The organism is Wohlfahrtiimonas chitiniclastica, assembly GCF_002252325.1.
Taxonomy (GTDB): Bacteria; Pseudomonadota; Gammaproteobacteria; order Cardiobacteriales; family Wohlfahrtiimonadaceae; genus Wohlfahrtiimonas; species Wohlfahrtiimonas chitiniclastica.
The window spans coordinates 448,068-468,146 of sequence record NZ_NEFL01000002.1 but is presented as its reverse complement, the minus strand read 5'-3'; the positions used below and the strand labels follow the sequence as shown (position 1 = coordinate 468,146).

At 44.1% G+C, this 20,079-nt stretch carries 18 protein-coding genes; 2 read left to right on the top strand and 16 right to left on the bottom strand.

Annotated features, from left to right (window positions below; all coding sequences use genetic code 11):
• Positions 1-4: 4 nt before the first annotated feature.
• The 11 genes from B9T10_RS07420 to B9T10_RS07370 form a co-directional block, all read right to left on the bottom strand.
• Positions 5-832 (bottom strand): cell division protein FtsQ/DivIB, encoded by an 828-nt coding sequence (locus B9T10_RS07420; protein ID WP_008316755.1) that lies wholly within the window; start codon positions 830-832, stop codon positions 5-7.
• 3 nt (positions 833-835) lie between these two features.
• Positions 836-1,759 carry a D-alanine--D-alanine ligase gene (locus B9T10_RS07415; protein ID WP_008316756.1) on the bottom strand — a complete coding sequence of 308 codons (924 nt, stop codon included), beginning with the start codon at positions 1,757-1,759 and terminating at the stop codon, positions 836-838.
• Positions 1,759-3,174: a UDP-N-acetylmuramate--L-alanine ligase gene (gene murC, locus B9T10_RS07410; protein ID WP_008316757.1), complete on the bottom strand. Its 1,416-nt coding sequence runs from the start codon at positions 3,172-3,174 to the stop codon at positions 1,759-1,761. The genes B9T10_RS07415 and murC overlap by 1 nt, the downstream gene beginning before the upstream one ends.
• Positions 3,175-3,215: 41 nt before the next feature.
• The gene (gene murG / locus B9T10_RS07405) at positions 3,216-4,289 is read right to left on the bottom strand and encodes an undecaprenyldiphospho-muramoylpentapeptide beta-N-acetylglucosaminyltransferase (protein ID WP_063503999.1); all 1,074 of its coding nucleotides are present in this window, start codon (positions 4,287-4,289) and stop codon (positions 3,216-3,218) included.
• Positions 4,264-5,451, bottom strand: coding sequence for a putative lipid II flippase FtsW (gene ftsW, locus B9T10_RS07400; RefSeq protein ID WP_094538183.1), 1,188 nt, complete (start codon positions 5,449-5,451; stop codon positions 4,264-4,266). Before ftsW ends, murG begins: the two co-directional genes overlap by 26 nt.
• Complete coding sequence (gene murD / locus B9T10_RS07395) at positions 5,444-6,820, bottom strand: UDP-N-acetylmuramoyl-L-alanine--D-glutamate ligase (RefSeq protein ID WP_094538182.1); 1,377 nt, start codon at positions 6,818-6,820, stop codon at positions 5,444-5,446. Before murD ends, ftsW begins: the two co-directional genes overlap by 8 nt.
• Positions 6,807-7,256 (bottom strand): hypothetical protein, encoded by a 450-nt coding sequence (locus B9T10_RS07390; RefSeq protein ID WP_063455658.1) that lies wholly within the window; start codon positions 7,254-7,256, stop codon positions 6,807-6,809. Before B9T10_RS07390 ends, murD begins: the two co-directional genes overlap by 14 nt.
• A gap of 76 nt (positions 7,257-7,332) precedes the next feature.
• Positions 7,333-7,674, bottom strand: coding sequence for a ribosome hibernation-promoting factor, HPF/YfiA family (gene hpf, locus B9T10_RS07385; RefSeq protein ID WP_008316765.1), 342 nt, complete (start codon positions 7,672-7,674; stop codon positions 7,333-7,335).
• Positions 7,675-7,794: 120 nt separating this feature from the next.
• On the bottom strand, positions 7,795-8,715 hold the full coding sequence (locus B9T10_RS07380) for a Dyp-type peroxidase (RefSeq protein ID WP_094538181.1): 921 nt from the start codon (positions 8,713-8,715) through the stop codon (positions 7,795-7,797).
• A 159-nt stretch (positions 8,716-8,874) separates the two neighbouring features.
• On the bottom strand, positions 8,875-9,423 hold the full coding sequence (locus B9T10_RS07375) for an isochorismatase family protein (protein ID WP_094538180.1): 549 nt from the start codon (positions 9,421-9,423) through the stop codon (positions 8,875-8,877).
• Between the two features lie 21 nt (positions 9,424-9,444).
• On the bottom strand, positions 9,445-9,942 hold the full coding sequence (locus B9T10_RS07370) for an acyloxyacyl hydrolase (RefSeq protein WP_008316769.1): 498 nt from the start codon (positions 9,940-9,942) through the stop codon (positions 9,445-9,447).
• A gap of 201 nt (positions 9,943-10,143) precedes the next feature.
• On the opposite strand from B9T10_RS07370, the gene B9T10_RS07365 reads away from it, so the two are divergent.
• Positions 10,144-11,256, top strand: coding sequence for a glycerol dehydrogenase (locus tag B9T10_RS07365; RefSeq protein WP_094538179.1), 1,113 nt, complete (start codon positions 10,144-10,146; stop codon positions 11,254-11,256).
• A gap of 48 nt (positions 11,257-11,304) precedes the next feature.
• Here the strand turns inward: B9T10_RS07365 and B9T10_RS07360 are convergent, their stop codons facing one another.
• The 4 genes from B9T10_RS07360 to B9T10_RS07345 all read right to left on the bottom strand — a co-directional run bounded on the left by B9T10_RS07360 (position 11,305) and on the right by B9T10_RS07345 (position 15,984).
• Positions 11,305-12,462 (bottom strand): iron-containing alcohol dehydrogenase, encoded by a 1,158-nt coding sequence (locus B9T10_RS07360; RefSeq protein ID WP_094538178.1) that lies wholly within the window; start codon positions 12,460-12,462, stop codon positions 11,305-11,307.
• Positions 12,463-12,474: 12 nt separating this feature from the next.
• Positions 12,475-14,331: an SLC13 family permease gene (locus B9T10_RS07355; RefSeq protein ID WP_063455653.1), complete on the bottom strand. Its 1,857-nt coding sequence runs from the start codon at positions 14,329-14,331 to the stop codon at positions 12,475-12,477.
• Positions 14,332-14,415: 84 nt separating this feature from the next.
• On the bottom strand, positions 14,416-14,919 hold the full coding sequence (locus B9T10_RS07350) for a chorismate--pyruvate lyase family protein (RefSeq protein WP_094538177.1): 504 nt from the start codon (positions 14,917-14,919) through the stop codon (positions 14,416-14,418).
• A gap of 24 nt (positions 14,920-14,943) precedes the next feature.
• On the bottom strand, positions 14,944-15,984 hold the full coding sequence (locus B9T10_RS07345) for a DUF481 domain-containing protein (RefSeq protein ID WP_094494129.1): 1,041 nt from the start codon (positions 15,982-15,984) through the stop codon (positions 14,944-14,946).
• Between the two features lie 175 nt (positions 15,985-16,159).
• Between B9T10_RS07345 and B9T10_RS07340 the strand changes: the two genes are divergently transcribed.
• A complete protein-coding gene (locus B9T10_RS07340; RefSeq protein ID WP_094538176.1) occupies positions 16,160-18,445 on the top strand; it encodes a TonB-dependent hemoglobin/transferrin/lactoferrin family receptor in 2,286 nt (761 codons plus the stop codon).
• An 83-nt stretch (positions 18,446-18,528) separates the two neighbouring features.
• On the opposite strand, the gene B9T10_RS10305 is transcribed toward B9T10_RS07340, so the two are convergent.
• Positions 18,529-20,049 (bottom strand): toxin-antitoxin system YwqK family antitoxin, encoded by a 1,521-nt coding sequence (locus tag B9T10_RS10305; protein WP_246782178.1) that lies wholly within the window; start codon positions 20,047-20,049, stop codon positions 18,529-18,531.
• Positions 20,050-20,079: the final 30 nt, after the last annotated feature.

Below are 20,079 nucleotides of genomic sequence, written 5' to 3'. Positions count from 1 at the left end.
CACTTTACTGTTTCCATTTCAATGCATATCCATGATCATATCGAAAATCGATCGCCATGATGCTGTCCATTTTTGCTCGAATCGAAGAAGGATAATGCAAAATAAATTTTCTTAACCTTTCTTCAAATAAACTTGAACCTAAATACAATTCTACATTATTTTCCAGAATAATGGTCCAAGCACCTCGATAATCGAGAATAATTTTATCCACTTTCACACCAATGGTGCGCATCGCTTGCGTGATTTTTTGCATGCCATCGAGCATTTTCATACGATGTGCTTCAGGCCCCACAAGGTTGATCCAATTGACATTCGGCATCAAATCAGGCTCAAAAATCTCACCATCGGCTTCAATCAAATAAAGATCATTCCACATCGCAACAGGGCGGCGCTCTTCAATCAATAACTCAATGGATTCAGGCCAATGACGCACCACATGTGCTGATTTAATCCAAGGATGCGCGTTTAATTGATCGCGCTGCTGCGTTAAATCATAACTGACCAAGTTTTGTCCCATCAACTCATTGATGATGCGCTGTTTATGATCGCCCGACACATAATGCTCTGTACCATTGATGGTGTGAAACATCACATTTTTCACAGGGAACAGATTATTGACAGACAAATACATCCACCCCCAAATGGGCGATGTACACACCACGATCACCGTTAAGACCACAATGGCAAAACGCAGGTGTCGACCGAGGGCTTTAAACATCTCCCCCCATTGAAATGGCTTTTTGTAATGTGCACCGCGCTTCTTTCTCGCCCATGTCCATGTATCATTAGGCTGATGGATGCGCTGCGCACCGACAGGTTTGGCGTGCTTCATCAATTATAAAGTTGTCTTTAAAATTTCGATGCAAAGCGCATCATAATCCATGCCCACAGCATTTGCCGCCATAGGTACCAATGAGTGCCCCGTCATTCCAGGTGACATGTTCACCTCTAACAGCCAAGGTAAGCCTTGTGCATCTAACACAAGATCCACTCTGCCCCAACCTTTGCCACCCACTGCATGGAACGCTTGTTCACACAATGCACGAATCTCTTGCTCTTTAGCTTCATCTAACCCACAAGGACAAAAGTAGCGCGTATCATCACGCAAATATTTCGCATCAAAGTCATAAAAAGTTAAATCTGTTTCCATGCGAATCAATGGCAAGGCTTGATCGTTTAAAATGCCACAGGTGTATTCGCCTTCGCCAATGATCCAAGGCTCTGCAAACACTAAACCACTTTTACCTTTTGCATTATGCCAAGCGGCTAAAAGATCTTCAGCACGCTCAACTTTACTCACACCAACGCTTGAACCATCTGCGCTTGGCTTCACTGCCAGCGGGAAAATCCCCAACTCTGCAACGCGCGCCACATCCGCTTCATTGTTCATTTCAAAGGTTTGTAACACCGGCAAACCTTTGGCCTGCCAAATGGCTTTGGTAAACACTTTATCCATACCCACCGCGCAGCCTAATGTGCCGCTGCCGGTATAAGGAATGTTTAAATAATCCAACACCGCTTGAATGGTGCCATCTTCACCCGCACCGCCATGTAAGCTGTTCATCACGCGATCAAAACCATGTTCAGGCAAATAGGCTGCAATGTTCACTTCACTTGGATCGACGCCATATGCATCCACGCCTTGGCGCTTTAATGCTGCCAATACCGCTTCACCTGACCACAAAGAGACTTGGCGCTCAGAGGATTCTCCTCCTAACAACACCGCCACTTTACCAAATTGATTGACATCGATTGTCATTAGAGTGCGCCTCCCTTATAAAAATTCGCTGCAATGCCGCCAATACTGCCTGCGCCCATCATCACGATGAGATCATCTTCTTTTGCCATGCCTTGATAGACCGTTCGAATGTCTTGTAATGTTGGTGCAAAATTCACTTTATGCCCAGCAGCAGCTTCAATCGCCGCAATCAATTTATCAATGCTCACGCCATCTTTAGGCTGCTCACCGGCGGGGTAAATGTCCGTTAAAATCATGTCCGGATAATTTTTTAATACCGTCACAAATTCATCAAACAACTCTTCTGTGCGCGAATAACGGTGGGGTTGAAATGCCAATACCACACGTTTTTTAGGATACGCTTCTGTCAATGCATTCATCACGCTCTGAATTTCCGTTGGGTGATGGCCATAATCTTCCATCACTGAGACATTGCCACCAGTTTTTAATGGCACATCCGGATGGAATTGAAAACGGCGACCAACACCTTTAAACTTCATCAAACCACGACGAATCGCAGGGGCACTCACCCCTAAATCGGTGGCAATGGCAATGGCTGCAATGCTGTTTAAGGCACTGTGTTTACCCGGCAATGCCACCGTAAATTCGCTCACACCAAAGGGCGTTTTCACCAAAAACTCCGTGCTCATTTTATTCGAGCGATATTCCAATAATTGGAAATCAGCATCTTCTGATTCACCATAAGTGATCACCGGGCGCTGCAAAGCAGGAATGATCTCACGCACGCCCGCATTATCCACACACATCACCACTAAACCATAAAAAGGTAAATGATGCAAAAAGTTCACAAATGTCTGTTTTAAGGTATTAAAATCACCATCATATGTGGACATGTGATCTTTATCGATGTTTGTCACAATCGCGGCCATTGGGCGCAAATAAAGGAAAGAGGCATCAGATTCATCCGCCTCTGCCACAAAGTATTCCCCTAAGCCTAATTGTGAGCTCGATAAATTATTGGATTTATTGAAGCGACCACCCACCACAAATGTCGGATCAAGCCCCGCTTCTTCTAAAATCGATGCCAATAAGCTTGTGGTGGTGGTTTTACCATGTGTACCCGCCACTGCAATGCCATAATGAAAGCGCATCAATTCGCCAAGCATTTGAGCGCGCGCAATGATGGGAATGCCAAAATCTTTTGCCGCCACCACTTCAGGATTGTCATTGTGCACAGCCGTTGAAACCACCACAACATCAGCGCCCACCACATGACTGGCATCATGGCCAATCTTCACCAAGGCACCTAAAGCAATCAAGTGCTCAACGGTGGTGGATAAATTAATGTCTGAACCTGTCACCTCATAACCAAGATTCAAACACACCTCGGCAATCCCACACATCCCTGTGCCACCGATACCGATGAAATGAATACGATTGATTCGGCGCATGTTGCCTGCGCGTTTGTAGTGCATTGTCTGTGTCAAAATAACATCCTTTTTAAATAAATTGAGGACTAGAAAGTACGCTCAATTGCCTCGGCAATTTCTTCCACTGCCTTGGGTTTCGCATTTTTATGTGCATTTTCCGCCATTTCTTGGGCGCGTTCAAGTGTTATGCCATCCAAAATCGTAATCATCTGTTGTGCATCAAAAGTTTTTTCATCAATGCAATATGCTGCATCACTCTGAACTAAAAACGCTGCATTTTTACGCTGATGATCATCCACCGCTGTGGGCAGCGGAATCAAAATGCTGCCAAGCCCAACGGCTGTCAATTCTGCTAAAGTCAATGCGCCTGCTCGACAAATGATGATGTCTGCCCACGCATACGCTTCCCCCATATCCTCAATGAATGGGGCGATGCGAAATGGCGTCACACCCGTTGTCGCCCAACTGGCATTGGCTTCATCAAAAAGTTTTTGCCCCGTTTGATGCCACACTGCAATGTTACGTTTTGAACCTGCAATCACAGTCGGCACAATGGTGTTTAAAAAACGTGAACCCTGAGAGCCGCCCACCACCAAAACACGCAACTCATTGGCATCATGACCCGCAAAGCGCGTTTGAATATTCGGCAATTGAAACAATGCTTCACGCACGGGATTGCCCACATATTGACTATTGGCCCATTGAGGCAATGGAAAACCTGTCATCACATGTTGGCTCATTTTAGCCAAATAGCGATTGGTCATGCCTGGCACTGCATTTTGCTCATGAATCATGAGCGGAATTTTTAAAGCATTGGCGGCCAATCCCCCGGGCCCTGATGCAAAGCCCCCAAAGCCAATCACGCATTTCGGGGAGAGCATTTTTAAAATGGCTTTAGCTTCCCTGACTGCTTTGAGCATTTTAAAGGGCAACATCAACCAACCTTTTAAACCATTGCCGCGCAAACCTTTGATGCTCAAAGAATAGAGCTCGATGTTGTGCTTTGGCACTAAAGTTGTCTCTAAACCATGGGCACCAAGCCAAGCCACGCTGTAACCTTGTGCACGCAATTTTTCAGCCACTGCAAGCCCCGGGAAGATGTGTCCACCTGTCCCACCTGCCATGATGACCACATCAACCTGCTTCGCTGTTTGCTTCATCTTTCTCCACCTTTACTTGTGTTCGTTTAATCAACTCGCGCTGCGAATCCACATCAATGCGGCACAAAATGCCAATGGCAATCAATAAGGTCACAATGCTAGAGCCACCATAGCTCAATAAAGGCAATGTCAAACCTTTTGTGGGTAAGCGCCCCATTGCCACAGCTAGATTAATAAAGGCCTGTCCCACAATCCACATGCCGATGCCATAACTTAAATAGGCACCAAAGCGCATATTGCAAAACTCAGCGCGCTTACCAATGATGAATGCTCGGGACAATAGCATGGTAAAAATGGCGATCAAAATCACCACGCCCAATAATCCAGTCTCTTCTGCATAGACTGCAAAAATAAAGTCCGTGTGGGACTCTGGCAGATAGCCCAATTTTTGTACACCCTCACCAATGCCCACGCCCATCCATTCACCGCGGCCAATGGCCATTAAGGAGTTGATGAGCTGAAAGCCTTCGCCATATTTATCATCCCATGGATTTAAGAAGGTTTTCAAACGCGCCACACGATATGAAGCGCTGAACAACACGAACAACATGCCGCCAACGGTGACAATGATCACCACCAAGAAATTTCGCATCGAAACCCCGGCAATGAACACCATGCTTAGACCAACGCCAAGCATCACCACTGTTGAACCAAAGTCTGGCTCAAGGAGCAGTAACACGCCATAAAAGCCAAGCACCAATAAAATGGAACCTAAGTGCACCCACTTTTTACGCAGTTTTTGATAATGGGCATCTAAAAACGCTGCCACATAGATAAAAATTAGAAGTTTTGCCATCTCTGAGGGCTGAAAGTTAATGGGGCCGATCGGAATCCACCGCATCGAACCATTGATCTCGCGCCCGATGCCAGGAATCAGCACCAAAGCTAAGAGCAATGCAGCCGCAAAGCCTGCCACAAAATGCATGTTGCGCCAGAAAGTCAAACGCATGCGAAACGCCACCCAACCTAAAAAGATGCCCCCCACAATGAAAATCGCTTGCTGGCGGGTGTAGTGATACCAGATCACTTCATAGCGTTCTGTGGTGTAGGATGAGGCGGAAGTCACCATTAAAATACCGATCACCAATAAAACAGTCACCGCACTGATGAGCCACGGATCCACATACACACGTTTTGGCACACGCAGGGCTTCTTTAAACATAAGGCTCCTTCACTAAGGCATGAACGTAGCGCTCAAAATGCTCACCACGGTCATTAAAACTTTTGAACTGATCAAAACTTGCACAGGCCGGTGAAAACAACACCACTTCGCCTGCTTTGGCACGTTTTGCAATGGCTGTGACAGCACTTTGTAAATCACGACTATAAACAGACTCGCACGTGACAGGAATGTGCGGTGTGATGGTGGCAACATCTTCCCCAATTAAATACACGCCAAGCATATTGTCATCATCTAGCAATGTTTGTAATTCTGAAAAATCTTGATCTTTTGTCACACCACCTAAAATGAGCCATTTTGGCTCTAAAAATCCTTCAATGGCTGCAACCGTTGAGGGTAAATTGGTGGCTTTTGAGTCATTGTAATAACGCACGCCATCCATCACCGCCACTAAAGCACAACGATGGGGCAATGCTTGATAATGCAAAATGGCATCACGCAGCGCCGCTTCTTTCACACCTAATAATTGCGTGATCGCACACGCCGCCATGACGTTCGCATAATTATGCAATCCACCTAAACTGATGTCCGTAAGATGAATATTGATATCACCATTGGTAATGGCTGCAGGCAGATTATTTTGCCATTGCATGTGCCAAGTGGCGGCATCATTTTTAAGGCTAAATGTTGTTGTGCTCAAGGATTGATGAGCCACATAATCCATTAAATAGGCATCATCTACATTCACCACCGATTGTTTAGCCATGTGCAATAATTTAAATTTAGAATGTGCATAATGGTCAAAATCACGATAACGATCTAAATGATCGGGCGCTAAGTTCAAAATCGCCGCCACTGTCACATCTAAATGCTCTGTGGTTTCTAATTGAAAGCTTGACAGCTCTAGTACATATAAAGGATCGCAAATGCCCTGAGCCTTTGCCGCTAACCACAAATTCAGCGCAGGTTCACCAAGATTGCCACCCACAAATACAGCGCGATCATCTTTCTCTAAAATGTCCGCCACCAATGTTGTCACTGTACTTTTACCATTTGTCCCTGTAATGCCGACAATGGTTTGCCCTTGTGTCAAGCGCGCAAACAGCTCAATGTCTCCGCCGATGTGATCTTTGGGCAAACGCGCTAAGCAACTTTGCAATTCAGGCGTGGCTAAAGGTACGCCTGGACTTAACCATAAATAATCACAATCATTGAGCCAAGTCTCACAAAAACCACCGATATGACAATCTGCCCCTAATGCAGCAATTTCTGAGTGATTCGGCGGCGCATCTCTTGAGTCCATCGCGTAGATGTGGGTTGCCCCAAGTTCTTTTAAGGCTTTGACTAAGGACAATCCTGTAATCCCAAACCCCACCACTAAATGTTTAGCTGATCCCTCAATCGGAAACATGACAAGCGCCTCGCTCTTTAAATGTAATTGTTTCTTGCTGCAATACAGCATGATCTTTGTCAAAAATCGTCCGCTGCCACACTTTTTGCTGCCTGTGATCTTTCAGTGTGATCTTCACAAAAAAGCGTGCGGAGACATTTTGACAAGTGCCGGAAATTTTATACCCATCTTGGTGATTTTCAATCAAATTGTCGCAAAATTGCGCCAACTGCGCTGAATCTTTATTCACCGAGAAGATTTTGGCAAACTCATCCTGACTAAAGCATAGCGCATCCTCACTGATTAACGTGCGCGCTGCCCCCTCAATGCGTTGATGAGATTTTGCCCAAAGACGGGGTGCCTTTCGGTCAATCAAATGGGTCATGTGCTGACTTTGCCAAAGAATGCCTAAGGCTGTGAGCATCAATAGCCCACAGCTGATGATGATTTTGTTCATGATTCCTAAAAATTAACACGCATAAAAAAACCTTAAAAACAGAGTACCATTTTTAAGGTTTTAAGAGAATGTGCAATTATTCTTCGTCAGTTTCGCGTACTTCTTTCTCGTGTTCTTGACGTTGACGTTGAAGCGTCATCGCTTTATCTTTCATTTTCAGATATTGCTTTTCAAGCTTATTGACGGCTTCATCAATCGATACATAGAGATCATCGGTTGTGGCTTCTGCATTAATGTCTGCCGCATGGGGAACATTCATGCTGATTTCAGCTTTTTGGCGTTTGTTTTCCACAGATAACACCACGTCCACTTGAGTGATTTGATCACGATGGCGCTCGATTTTGCTTAAACGTTCTTTGACATGTTCTTGGATTGCAGCGGTTAATTCTAAACCATCACCAGTAATGTTAATGTTCATAACTACTCCTTTTATAATCGACGTTGAAACGTTTTGTTGTGACTGTGTAGCTGTTACTTACCCTTCACATTAATACAGATTCTGAGAAATGAGAAGGGATAAATCCGATTCGTACAATGTTTAATCATCCCCTAAGGCATCTAATTGATCCACCGAAGGTGCATAGAGATAACTGCCGGTCACCGCATGGGTGTAACAGAACATGCGATCAAAATGCTCATCTTTTTCACCACACATATTGGTGAGCATCGCATCAATCGCCGTCAAATGCGCGCAATAACCCACAAAATACAAACCATGTTTGCCGCTTGCTTGACCATAGGGCAAGCTTTGACGTACGATTTCAAGCTCCTCACCATCTTCTTCAATCACCACGCGCTCTGTATGTGCACCGACAGGCTTTTCATCATCACCCATTTCGATGTCATCTTGTTTTGTGCGCCCAAAGGTGCCCTCTTGTGTGGCTAAATCTAAGTGGTGAAACTGCTCTAAATGATGCTCCCAACGCTGAGCAATCACGTAGCTGCCACCTACATCGATACCATCGTTGATCACTGCAACATCGACGCGATCCTGTATGCCTTTAGGATTTTCTGTGCCATCGACAAAACCGCCTAAATCACGCGCATCTAACCAACGAAAACCATGCACCTCTTCCTCAATCGTCACCACATCTTTAAAAATGCGGACAAACTCTTGGGCAAGTGTGAAATTCATTTTATGTTCGTTTGACACTAAATGCACAAAGAGATCGCGCTGCGTACCGGCGACCATGCCATGGGCTTTATCTGTAAGATCAAATAATTCAGGGGCACTGTCATCATTGCCGGATAATTTTTTCCATGCTTGTTGGCCAAATGCCATCACAGAGGCAATGCCCATGTGACCATAACGGGTTTTGTATGAGCGAATGCGCGCCATAAACTCAGCGATGGCATCTTTGATGGCATCCATATCCTCTGTTTTAAAATTTGCTTCAATAAAAATGGCATGATCTCGATTTTCCACAACCATGCCATCTTGATAATTCAATTCGCTCATTCATTCACTCCAAAAGATCATTATTGCTATGTGATAACTCATATTATGGGGATGATTCCACCTTTTAAAAGCACAACTTCAATAAAAATGATTTAAAACAATTTTTCAGTCAATCGCCGCATGAAGCACCACCCTTCATGCAGCAACCGATGCCTTTACTTACTTAATTAAACGGCTGATCTCTTTAAATTTCGGATGTTCTGCCGTTTCTAACAATTCAAACAACAAAGATTCTAATGATGTGACCCCAGCGCCATAACCGACCATGCGATCAATGCCAATCTCTTTGTTCTCTTTTGTGCGTGAAGAGACACAATCGACCACCACATCTACCGTCACATCATTCTCTTCTAACAATAAATCACGCGCGGTTTGAAAGACGCACACATGGGATTCAATGCCTGCAAGCAACACATGATCTGCCCCTGATTCTGCCAACGCACGGCGAAACTCAGCTGAACCCATCGCACTGAAACAATTTTTAATGATGGGTGAATACCCACCTTCCACTAAAATCTCTTTTAAAGAGCCCACCGTTTCCCCTAAGCCTTGAGGATATTGCTCTAACCATAAAACAGGCACATCCAAGATTTGTGCACCTTTGAGTAATTTTTCAAGTTGTGGCACAAGTTCATCTTGATTGTGCATCACTTGTGTGAGTTTCTCTTGTACATCGACAAATACAATGATTGGGTTTGCGTATTTCATCTCTCAATCCTCCACGGATGGTTAAAACTCATAAGCATAATAGAGCGCATAGCTCTCAATGCCTTCATTGGGCCTTTTCAAGCCCGCATTTGAATAGTGGATGGCGCGTGCACCAAAAGTGTGTGCGCCAATGGTTGCCCCTATTCCAATGCGATCCTCAAAATTCACACTGCTGCCTAGATTTTGATCACCCACTTTGGTTTTTGAAAACGCCGCAATTCCGACACCCAATTCAATAAAGGGTTCCATGCCGCTCCCCGTATAAAAGTTATAGGTTAACACGGGACTTAAAGAGATCGAGCTCACATCTTTGCCATATTTGCCTTTTTCCCAATAAGTGTACGCCACATCCCAATAGCCTGATAAATAACCCACAGATGTGTCAAAATATTTCCCTTCCCAAGGCGATCTTGCGCCAATGCGAAATGTATTTTCACTTTGCCCGGTGTGCCCTGCGGACACCTCTAATTGCCAAGCACTCGCTAAATTCACAGAGGCGGCAACCATCGTTGCAAGCATCACTCTTTTTGTTAGTAGATTCACGTGATTCACTCCAGATTGAACAAAATGATCTCAATATAACCGATCGGCTAGCAAAATTAAACCATCATTCCTCGAACTCAAATTTGTCACACAGATCTGTTATACTGAAATTGAAGTCACAACAAAGTTGCAACACGATTCACATCGATACAACAACATAAACATAAGGAGCTTCGTATGCTAAAAGTATTACAATCCCCCGGTAAATATGTTCAAGGTCCCGATGCACTTGCTAAAATTGCTGATTACATCGCACCCCTTGGCAAAAAGGCTTTCGTGATCGCCGATGAATTTGTCTTTAGCCTCGTCAAAGAGATTGTGGAAAAAAGTTGTCAAACTCAAAACATCCCTTACAGTGAAGCGATTTTTCAGGGCGAATGTTCTGCAAAAGAGATCGATCGCTTAAGCGATGCCTTTAAACAGAGCGGTGCAGATATTGTCGTTGGCATCGGTGGCGGTAAAACCCTAGATGCTGCAAAAGCTGTGGCTCATTATGGTCACGCGCCCATCATCATCGCGCCAACGATCGCCTCAACCGATGCGCCGACAAGCGCGCTCTCTGTCATCTATACAGACAATGGCGAGTTTGAAAGCTATCTGCTCTACCCTAAAAATCCTGATGTTGTCTTGATGGATACGCGCATCATTGCCAATGCACCGGTTCGCCTTTTTGTGGCAGGCATGGGCGATGCGCTCGCCACTTATTTTGAGGCCAGAAGCTGCTCAGAGGCACAAAAGACCACTATGGCCGGCGGATTGACCTCATTAGCCGCGATGTCACTGGCCACATTGTGTTATGAAACACTGCTTGAAGAAGGTTTTAAAGCAAAATTGGCGGTGGAAAATAAAGTCAGCACCAAAGCGGTGGAAAACATTGTCGAAGCCAATACGCTCCTCAGTGGTTTAGGCTTTGAAAGCGCAGGTTTAGCCGCCGCTCATGCCATTCACAATGGTTTAACGGTGATTGAAGCGTGTCATGATCGTTATCATGGTGAAAAAGTCGCCTTTGGTACATTGGTGCAATTGGTGCTGGAAAATAGCCCGATGGAAGAGATTGAAGAAGTGCTCGATTTTTGTACACAAGTGGGTTTACCTGTCACCTTAGCAGAACTTGGTTTAACGGCGGATGCGCCAAATTATCATGAATTATTGCATGCAGCCGCTGAGTTAAGCTGTGCAAAGGGTGAAACCATTTATAACATGCCTTTTGAAGTGAAAGTGGAAGATGTCTATGCCGCGCTTTTAACGGCGGATCGACTCGGGCGCGCATGGCGCAATGAAGACATCTGATGCATCTTGTCATCATAAAAAAGCCCTGCATTGACAGGGCTTTTACTTTTATAGGCGAAGCGTTAAAATCTCACGCACGCGTTTGGCATCAATCGATTGATGCTCTCCAAGCTGCCAACCACGCTCGGCAAAACGGGCACAAATGGCATCGATGGCTGTGGCATCTAATTGATAATCACTCAAGCGCGTTTTCATGCCAACGCTGTGGAACCATGCCTCAACTGCCGCAATCGTCTGTGTGATGAGTGCATCATCATCGATGGCATCAATGCCAAACACATTGCGCCCAAGCTGCATGATCTTACGGGCTTTGTGCGCTTTTTCCATCACCATTATACCTGGCAACACAATGGCTAAGGTTTGGGCATGATCTAAACCATACAATGCCGTCAATTCATGCCCAATGGCATGCGTTGCCCAGTCATTGGGCACGCCCACTCCAATCCAACCATTGAGCGCCCAGGTGGCCGCCCACATAAAATTGGCGCGCGAATTGTATTCCGGTGCTTGATGAATGATGGCCTCTGAGGTTTCAATCAATACCTTCACCACCGCTTCTGCCATATAATCTTGTACCAAGGCTTGATGTTGATCCGTTAAATATTGCTCCATCACATGAATGAATGCATCCACCAATCCATTGGCCAATTGACGCGTTGGCAATGTATATGTGGTCAAAGGATCCAGCACAGAAAATGCAGGAAACGTGTGAGGACTTGTGAATGATAATTTTTCCTGCGTTGCGGCACGGGTGATGACGCCACCATCATTCATCTCTGAACCTGTCGCGGGCAATGTCATCACTGCACCAAATGGCAAGGCCTGTGTGATGCTGCTGCCACCATCAAGCAAAATTTGCCAAGGATCATCCCCTGTATAACTGGCCGCAGCAGCAATGAATTTCGTGGCATCTAACACAGAGCCACCACCCACCGCGAGCAGAAAATCGATCTTCTGCTCACGAATGCATGTCACTGCTTGTAAACACGTTTCATAATGTGGGTTCGGCTCAATGCCCGCAAATTCAATCACGGTGTGTTCACTCAATGCCGCCTTGACTTGATCATAGACGCCATTACGTAAAATGCTCCCACCGCCATAAATCATGAGCACGCGTGCCGCCTTTGGCACCACATCTTTGAGTTTTTCAATCATCCCCTGACCAAAAATGATCTCAGTGGGATTTGCATACATAAAATTGTTCATCAACGTTCCTCATTAAGGTGAGACAGGACTCAATGATAACGGAAAGAGGAGCGGAACGAAAAGCACAGCAATCAACATCACAATCATCGCAAAGGGTAATCCCACCTTCACAAAGTCCCCAAAGCTGTAATTACCGGGCGCAATCACCAAAGTATTAACAGGCGATGACACCGGCGTAATGAAAGCGGCCGATGAAGCAATCGCCACTATCATGGCAAATGGATAAGGTGATAAGCCAAGTACAGAGGCGGTTTGGATGGCGATCGGTGCCAATAAAACCGCTGTGGCGGTATTGGAAATAAAGAGCCCGGTGAGCGCCGTGACACCAAAGAGAATCATCAATAAAATCCGTGGACTCGCATCCCCGCTGATCTCTAATAAAAATTTAACCGCTAAATCCACACCACCCGTATTTTGTAGGGCAATCGCAAAAGGAAACATCCCTACAATCAGGATAATGCTTTGCCAATGGATGGATTTATAAGCACTGTCCATCGTAATGCAACCAAATACGCCCATCAATAGCGCCCCAAAAATCGCCACAAGCACCGTTGGAAAAATACCGGAAATCATCAATCCCACTGTGATCAACAGCGCCACAACGGCATACGGCGCTTTTTCCATGGCCGGCGCCACTTCATCCACTTCTGCCGGAATGGTGAGCACCACAAAATCATCTTTTAAGGATTGTAATTGACGAATCGCTTTCCACATCCCGATGACCAACAATGTATCGCCCTGCTTTAAGCGCTCATCTAACAGCTCATTTTCCACAATTTTGCCTTGGCGACGCAGCCCGATCACGTTGAGATTGTAATTGGTGCGAAAGGCATTTTCTAAAATGGTTTTATCAATGAGTTGTGAGTCCGGATGAATCGTCACTTCCACCATGCCAATTTCGCGCGCATGCTCATTGAAGTAGCTGCTCAATAGCGGCAAAGACATCAAATGAAACTCTAAACAAAATTGATTGATCTTTTCAGGATAGAAAAAGTCAAAGAGCAAAATGTCATTCTCTTGAATGATCCGATCCGGCACAGCATCGAGCACCACATTTTTAAAGCGGCTCAAACGGCGTTCAACAGCAATGATATTCGCCCCATGCTTTTCCCGTAGGTGCATGTCTGACAATCTTCGCCCCACTAAAGGTGAATCTTTCCCAACGCTCGCGCGGTGATTGCGCCCTTTGAGTTGATATTCACTCACTAAATAGTCAATGTCCACGCGGGATTTACGAGATTTTTTAGTAGCTTCATCGGCTTTTTTTCCAAGCAAACGGCGGGCAAACAACATATACACAACGCCAACGATGAGCACCATTAAGCCAATCGGTGTGAATGAGAAAAACTCAAAGCCTTCGTGACCAGACAGTTGCAATTGCCCAGACACCACCAAGTTAGGTGGCGTTGCCACCAACGTCATCATGCCACTGATGAGCCCTGCAAAGCTGAGCGGCATCATCAATCGGCGGACATCTGCCTTCATTTTTGCGGCAATGCTGAGCACAATCGGAATGAAGATTGCCACAATCCCTGTTGAACTCATCACTGAGCCTAAAATCGCCACCGACAGCATCAACAAAACAATGAGCCGAGTTTCACTGTTTTTAGATTGGCGAATCAGCCAGTCACCCACGCGAAAGGCAACGCCTGTACGCACAAGCCCATCCCCAATGATGAAAAACACCGCCACAATGATGACGCTTGTGTCACTGAAGCCAGCTAAAGCTTGATCGAGCGTCACGCTGCCCGTTACAGGCAATGCAAGCAGCGCGCACACCGCCACCACATCCATGCGTGGCTTGTTGATCATAAATGCAATCACGGCTGCAAACAGCAGCCCTAACACAATCATTAATTCGTGAGTCATAATCTTTATTCTTTGAAGACTTTTTTAGGGAGATCTCGCCATTATAGTGATTTACACAAAGGTTTCATCTCCTATTCACATCTCTTAAGATTTTGATGCAAACTGCTGCAATGTGGGCAGATAATACTCAGTTAAGGTTAAACTTTCTTGATTCATATAAAACGTAGAACGGCGCGCTACGACAGTTGTCAATGACATTTGGCAATGATCACGCAAAGCACTTGGCAACTCATGCGGCTCAAAGATTTGATAGCTGAAGGCTGATCGCTCAATCACATTTTCGCCACTGAATAATTTGCGCCCTAAAGATTGCGTGCCACAGTTTAAATAATCACACCAAAAATGCGCCGTTTGATCACACAAACTTTCTGCCCAAATGACTGCAATGCCTGATAATTGCAAGACCACTTGACGACTGAATGCATCACCCTTTTCACCTAAAAAAAGTAAATTGACGCTAAAGTCATCCTTTAAAGCCTCTAACCCCACCGTCAATGATTGAATGGTGAGCAATGGCTCATACAGCTCAATTGATAAACCGGCTTGTGTGAGTTCTGTGTGCAGCTGATCCTCATGAAACCATCGCATCGAAACACTCCTTATCCATAAAAATCACCAATGATACCCCAATCCAAAATGGACGCTGCGATTTCTCGATTCACCATCTTTTGAGCGAATCTTTTCATAGCTCACGCCTGTATTGACGGAAATGGCATCCGTTAATTGATAGGAAAGCGTCGCCCCTAAATTTAAATCGAGCGTCACCGCTTGATTAAAGCTTCGACCCACCTCACCAGTTGTGCTGAATTTAATGGATTGATTCATCAAGGCTTGTCGATAATCCCATTTTAATGAAGCTTGTGGGTTTTCACGATGATCACCATTTCGATACTCAAGCACCTGATAATTTAAGAGCGTTGCCACTGAAAAGGCTGAGCGCTCATTGTTCCAAAGCTGCCAACCAGGACCTGTACCCACCATGGTATTTTCACGAATCTCTTCTATCCAATCATGCTGATAACTCATCGCGCTTTGCCAGAAAAAATGAGGCGAGAAAAAACGATCCACTGAATAACCTAAATTATAATAATAGCTCTTAGTGCGATCACTCTCTGTTTTTCGATAAAACGCGCCATTCAATGTATGCCGCCACAATCCGTGCTCAATTTTAATGGTATTGGCCCAATTGTAACGCGCTGTTTTTGTACTGTCGCGGTCAATATAGGCACCAAAAGTGACATTGCCCGTCACTTTCAAATCTTGGCGTTTAGGCATCTTCTCATTGATTTTCGCGAGTGAAATTTGCTCACTCATTGGCATTTGCACAACGCCGTCATCAGTATCCACCAACAGCAATCGCTGTGCACGCTTGCCCTCTTTTTTGACAATCTTAAACTCAGCGCCGTGCCCCACAATTTCAGAAGAGAAGAGATCACGCTTCACATTGACGGCATTTGTTGTTGTAAAACTGACCACTTGCGATTGATCAATCTTCACTGTCCCGGCGTAATCTGTTTTTAAAAAAAGATACGGCCCTTCTAGATATGTGATTTGTCCTGATAAACGATCGCCGTTTTTCAGAGCCACTTCATCGGCAAAGACCGAAGATAAGAGCAAGAGTCCGACGCTCCATCCAATTTTTTTCACTGACATTCTTCCTGTGTTTTGCACAAATACACTGCCATTATAGCGCCCTTTTAATGAGAACCGATTGATAACTGTATAAAAATTATGATGATTGTGATCAACAATGAGATTGATAATCAAATACTATCATGATACATTTGCATACGATAATGATTCCCATTGACATTTGGACCCAATTTACATGCACCCTAAATATCCTGTGACCACTGCTTTAGCAATGTCTTCATTGCTGCTCCCCCATTTTACATTTGCTCAGCCATCCTCTGATGAGGAAGATACCAATGCCATCAACCTTGATAAAGTTGTGGTCATTGGTGAAGTCAAACCACAAGCCGTCTTTAAATCCACACAAACGGCTGCAGACATCACCAAAAATATGGTGCAAGATGAGCGTGATCTCTTTCGCAATGAATTGAGTGTGGGCGTCACTGAAAGTGGCCGTGCTGGCAGCAATGGTTATGCCATTCGCGGCGTGGATAAAGATCGCGTGGCCGTCATTGTCGATGGTTTACCTCAAGCTGAAACCTTCATGCCCTCTATTTATAAAGGCTATGGTTATTTTAATGGCAGCATGAACAATACAGAGTTTGAAAACATCAGTTCAGTGACTGTCAATAAAGGCGCAAACTCTGTCAGTGATGGCAGTGGCGCCGTCGGTGGCTCTGTTTACTTTAAAACCAAAACTGTGGATGATTTTGTCAAACCGGGTGAAAAGCTTGGACTCTACACTAAAGGGGCGTACTCCTCTAAAAATAAAGAGTGGCGCTATGTGTTAGGGGCAGGCTTTAAAGTCAATGGCTTTTTTGGTTTTGCACAATTAACGCAGCGCCGCGGCCATGAAACGAAAAATAATGGCCGAGGGGATGATGTGTATGGCTGGACACGTGGCCGCCCGGATCCTTCAAAATTTCGCACCACATCATGGCTGACAAAATTTGGCTATGAGCTCAATGAGTCAAACCGCATCACCGCTTTTTATGAAGATCGTGCGCATCGTCAATTTACTGAAGAAAAAACATTTGATAGCTGGAATACGCACCGCTTTGCTTCAGATACTGCACCTTATCGCCGCTATGGCTTAGAGTATGACTACTTTGCCACCGATTCCACATGGTTAGACACCATTAACATCATCGCCGCTGATCAGAAAATCAAAATGCAAGCGCACACTTATAATGTGAATCAACGCGATTTTAAAGTGGATCAACGCTATTTTCGTGAGTTTGAACAGCGTCAAAAATTACTAAAAGCACAACTCTTTACACAAGCCATCAACCTCGGTGGCATCGAGCATACCTTCCAAGGCAAGTTAGAGTTCCGTAAAGGGCACCTTAAAAATCAAAACTATGATGTTTTATATTTCACAGACAGCGTACATCCGTCAAAATACAGCATCATGACGCCCGTCAGCTCAAAAGTGCTCGCACTCTCTTTGCAAGATGAAATTCAAGTCACCCCTGAATTACATTTGTCCCTAGGTGCCCGTTATGATCAATACACATACAGCCCAAAATTAGATGGCAGCAACCAATTCCCCATCAGTTTTGACGACAGTAAAAAACATTTCTCGCGCCCATCTTGGTCAATCGGCGCAACCTATAACTTTACGCCAGAGCATCAAATCGGCTATAAAATCAGCACAGGCTTTAGAGCCCCTAAAATTGAAGAACTCTTTTTTGAATTCGGTAAAGGCGGCGCCAATCACTTTATGCCAAATCCACAACTGAAACCTGAAACAGCCCTCAATCAAGAGATCACCTACCAATTCCAAAATGATTACAGCCAATTTGGCATTGGCATCTTCGAAAGCCGCTATCGTAACTTTATTGATGAGCGTGTTTCAGAGGGTCGAGCACCGAATCCCTATTATGATCCATACAACCGATGGAGTGGTGGCGAATACTTCTTCGTGAATCAAATCCAGTTTGTGAACATTGCCCGCGCAAAAATCAAGGGCATTGAAATCAATGGCTCAATCAATGGTGAATTATTGGGATTATCGGACAGCTGGAACTTTAACGCTAAAGCACAATACAGTCGCGGTAAAAATCAAGATGGTGATCCACTCAAATCCATTCAACCTTGGAGCGCATTGGTAGGCATTGAATATCAAGCACCTTCTGATCGCTGGAACCTCGCCTTAACCGGTCGTTACAGCGCCGCGAAAAAGGGTAAAGACACCAAAGAAACACAATATTCATGGCGCGGTGTTGAGGAAAAAGAGTGGCCTTGGTTAAGCCCATCTTATTTCGTAGTGGATTTAACAGGGCAAGTGAACATTGATAAAGACATGACCATCAACTTTGGTGTGTTCAACCTCTTTAATCGCAGTTACACCACATGGGACAGTTTACGAGACATTCCTACTTATGGTACAACGAATCTCGTGGATCCAAAAGGTAAAGGCTTAAATCGTTTCACAGCGCCTAAACGTAACTTTATGATTTCGTTTGAAGCTCGATTCTAACAACAATTTTTAATCAACCAATATTACCGATGATGCTCATGTATCATCGGTTTTTTTATTGCGCTTTCAGCATAGCTCAATCCTTAATTATCCTGTTTTATTAATATATTTAAATTGGAACACTCTTTAATCATTTCTTCTGTTCCTAAATGAGGTTTGTTTATATCTATTTTATTATCGGAGAAATAACCTTCTGCAATCAAATCCCCAACTTCATCCCAAACTTTCCAAATCCCCACCCTATCATTTGCCCACAATCCATCTGAATCGTACATTCCTTCACATCTTTTCTCACCATTACTATGCCAATACTCAGCCCATCCATGATTAGCTGAACTAGTCTGTTTATGTTTTTTAAACATAGCCTGCCCATTTTCGTACCAAGCAAAATCTTCTCCTGATTGGCTACTAGGGTAATCATGAATGAACATGCTTTTTTTTGAACCATTTGAATAAAACGTCTGATCCCATAACCGACTCCCATCGTTGCTATAAGCAATGATAGTTCTCAAAGTATTTTTTTCATCATATTCATGCTTTTCACTAAAATATCGTGTTTTTTTGAATTGGCCATTACTATATTTTTCTGCTGTTAGTAAAGAGCCTTCTTCTTTTTTTGTACCATCTTCTCTCCATAAACGATATGGACCACCAATATGGCCATCTATCAATTGGTATTCTGCTCGCTTAATCCCTTTTTCATCTATTACAACTTTTTTTTCAATATTTCCTGTACGGTAATCCCCTCTAAAATTAACCCAAACTAAATCCCAGAGTTCACCAACTGATGAAATATCGTAAGTATCCTTACCAATTCCTGCATCTGTCTTAAATTGATCCCAGCTCCCAGAAAGAAAATTCCCATCTTTATCTAAAATTGTAGCTGAAATGGCTTTTTTCATAGAAAAATAAGCAAATAGTACATTTTTAAGATCATCCATTCGGTTAAATGAGACTTTATTAATGCGATCTCCATATTCATCATTATCTCCTAAATAGTCTCCTGCTGTAAATAAACGCCAAGTTTGATCGCTACCTAATGACGTAAATAACATCGTACCAGACCAACCTGCATTCATAGAAGCATATGCATTTTCGCCATCAGATTTAGCAGTATCACCATTTTCTAATCCTGAAAATAATACCTGCCCGACACCGATAGCATCTTGTAGAGAAATATCTTCAATCGTAGGAAAAGAATAAAAACCATCTTGATCAAGTTCTCTATCTAAAATATCATTCATAGCATTTTCGGCCACTTTATTAGAGGCTTGTTGCATTAATGCATCAGAATAACTGATGCCTCTTAATGCCATCTGTTGTTCACTGTATTCACGAATCATTACAGAATAAACACTCGTACTATCAGGATTATTTGCTTGTGCCGCCCCTCTAAACCACACAACTACAGGATGATCCTCTCCTTTTCTTAACTCTCCATTACCTGTATAGATATTATCTAGATCTAGCTTCTTTTCTAGTAGTTCGGCAATTGCAGTATAAGCATGGCTCCAATTAGGTGGATTTCCTTGTGCTTTTCCATCATATAGTTTTTGTATTGTATCTCGCTCTGCTTGAGTTAATTTAATTTGATATTCACTCATTATTTTTTCTCCATTAATAATTTACTATCG

What these genes read in the sequence shown, in the direction of transcription:
- B9T10_RS07370 (WP_008316769.1), bottom strand. Translation starts at nt 9,942, where the DNA reads ATGCTTGCAACGATGGTTGCCGCCTCTGTGAATTTAGCGAGTGCTTGG.
- murC (WP_008316757.1), bottom strand. Translation starts at nt 3,174, where the DNA reads ATGCACTACAAACGCGCAGGCAACATGCGCCGAATCAATCGTATTCAT.
- B9T10_RS07365 (WP_094538179.1), top strand. Translation starts at nt 10,144, where the DNA reads ATGCTAAAAGTATTACAATCCCCCGGTAAATATGTTCAAGGTCCCGAT.
- B9T10_RS07340 (WP_094538176.1), top strand. Translation starts at nt 16,160, where the DNA reads ATGCACCCTAAATATCCTGTGACCACTGCTTTAGCAATGTCTTCATTG.
- B9T10_RS07380 (WP_094538181.1), bottom strand. Translation starts at nt 8,715, where the DNA reads ATGAGCGAATTGAATTATCAAGATGGCATGGTTGTGGAAAATCGAGAT.
- B9T10_RS07375 (WP_094538180.1), bottom strand. Translation starts at nt 9,423, where the DNA reads ATGAAATACGCAAACCCAATCATTGTATTTGTCGATGTACAAGAGAAA.
- murD (WP_094538182.1), bottom strand. Translation starts at nt 6,820, where the DNA reads ATGTTTCCGATTGAGGGATCAGCTAAACATTTAGTGGTGGGGTTTGGG.
- hpf (WP_008316765.1), bottom strand. Translation starts at nt 7,674, where the DNA reads ATGAACATTAACATTACTGGTGATGGTTTAGAATTAACCGCTGCAATC.
- B9T10_RS07355 (WP_063455653.1), bottom strand. Translation starts at nt 14,331, where the DNA reads ATGACTCACGAATTAATGATTGTGTTAGGGCTGCTGTTTGCAGCCGTG.
- ftsW (WP_094538183.1), bottom strand. Translation starts at nt 5,451, where the DNA reads ATGTTTAAAGAAGCCCTGCGTGTGCCAAAACGTGTGTATGTGGATCCG.
- B9T10_RS10305 (WP_246782178.1), bottom strand. Translation starts at nt 20,049, where the DNA reads ATGAGTGAATATCAAATTAAATTAACTCAAGCAGAGCGAGATACAATA.
- B9T10_RS07420 (WP_008316755.1), bottom strand. Translation starts at nt 832, where the DNA reads ATGAAGCACGCCAAACCTGTCGGTGCGCAGCGCATCCATCAGCCTAAT.
- murG (WP_063503999.1), bottom strand. Translation starts at nt 4,289, where the DNA reads ATGAAGCAAACAGCGAAGCAGGTTGATGTGGTCATCATGGCAGGTGGG.
- B9T10_RS07390 (WP_063455658.1), bottom strand. Translation starts at nt 7,256, where the DNA reads ATGAACAAAATCATCATCAGCTGTGGGCTATTGATGCTCACAGCCTTA.
- B9T10_RS07350 (WP_094538177.1), bottom strand. Translation starts at nt 14,919, where the DNA reads ATGCGATGGTTTCATGAGGATCAGCTGCACACAGAACTCACACAAGCC.
- B9T10_RS07345 (WP_094494129.1), bottom strand. Translation starts at nt 15,984, where the DNA reads ATGTCAGTGAAAAAAATTGGATGGAGCGTCGGACTCTTGCTCTTATCT.
- B9T10_RS07415 (WP_008316756.1), bottom strand. Translation starts at nt 1,759, where the DNA reads ATGACAATCGATGTCAATCAATTTGGTAAAGTGGCGGTGTTGTTAGGA.
- B9T10_RS07360 (WP_094538178.1), bottom strand. Translation starts at nt 12,462, where the DNA reads ATGAACAATTTTATGTATGCAAATCCCACTGAGATCATTTTTGGTCAG.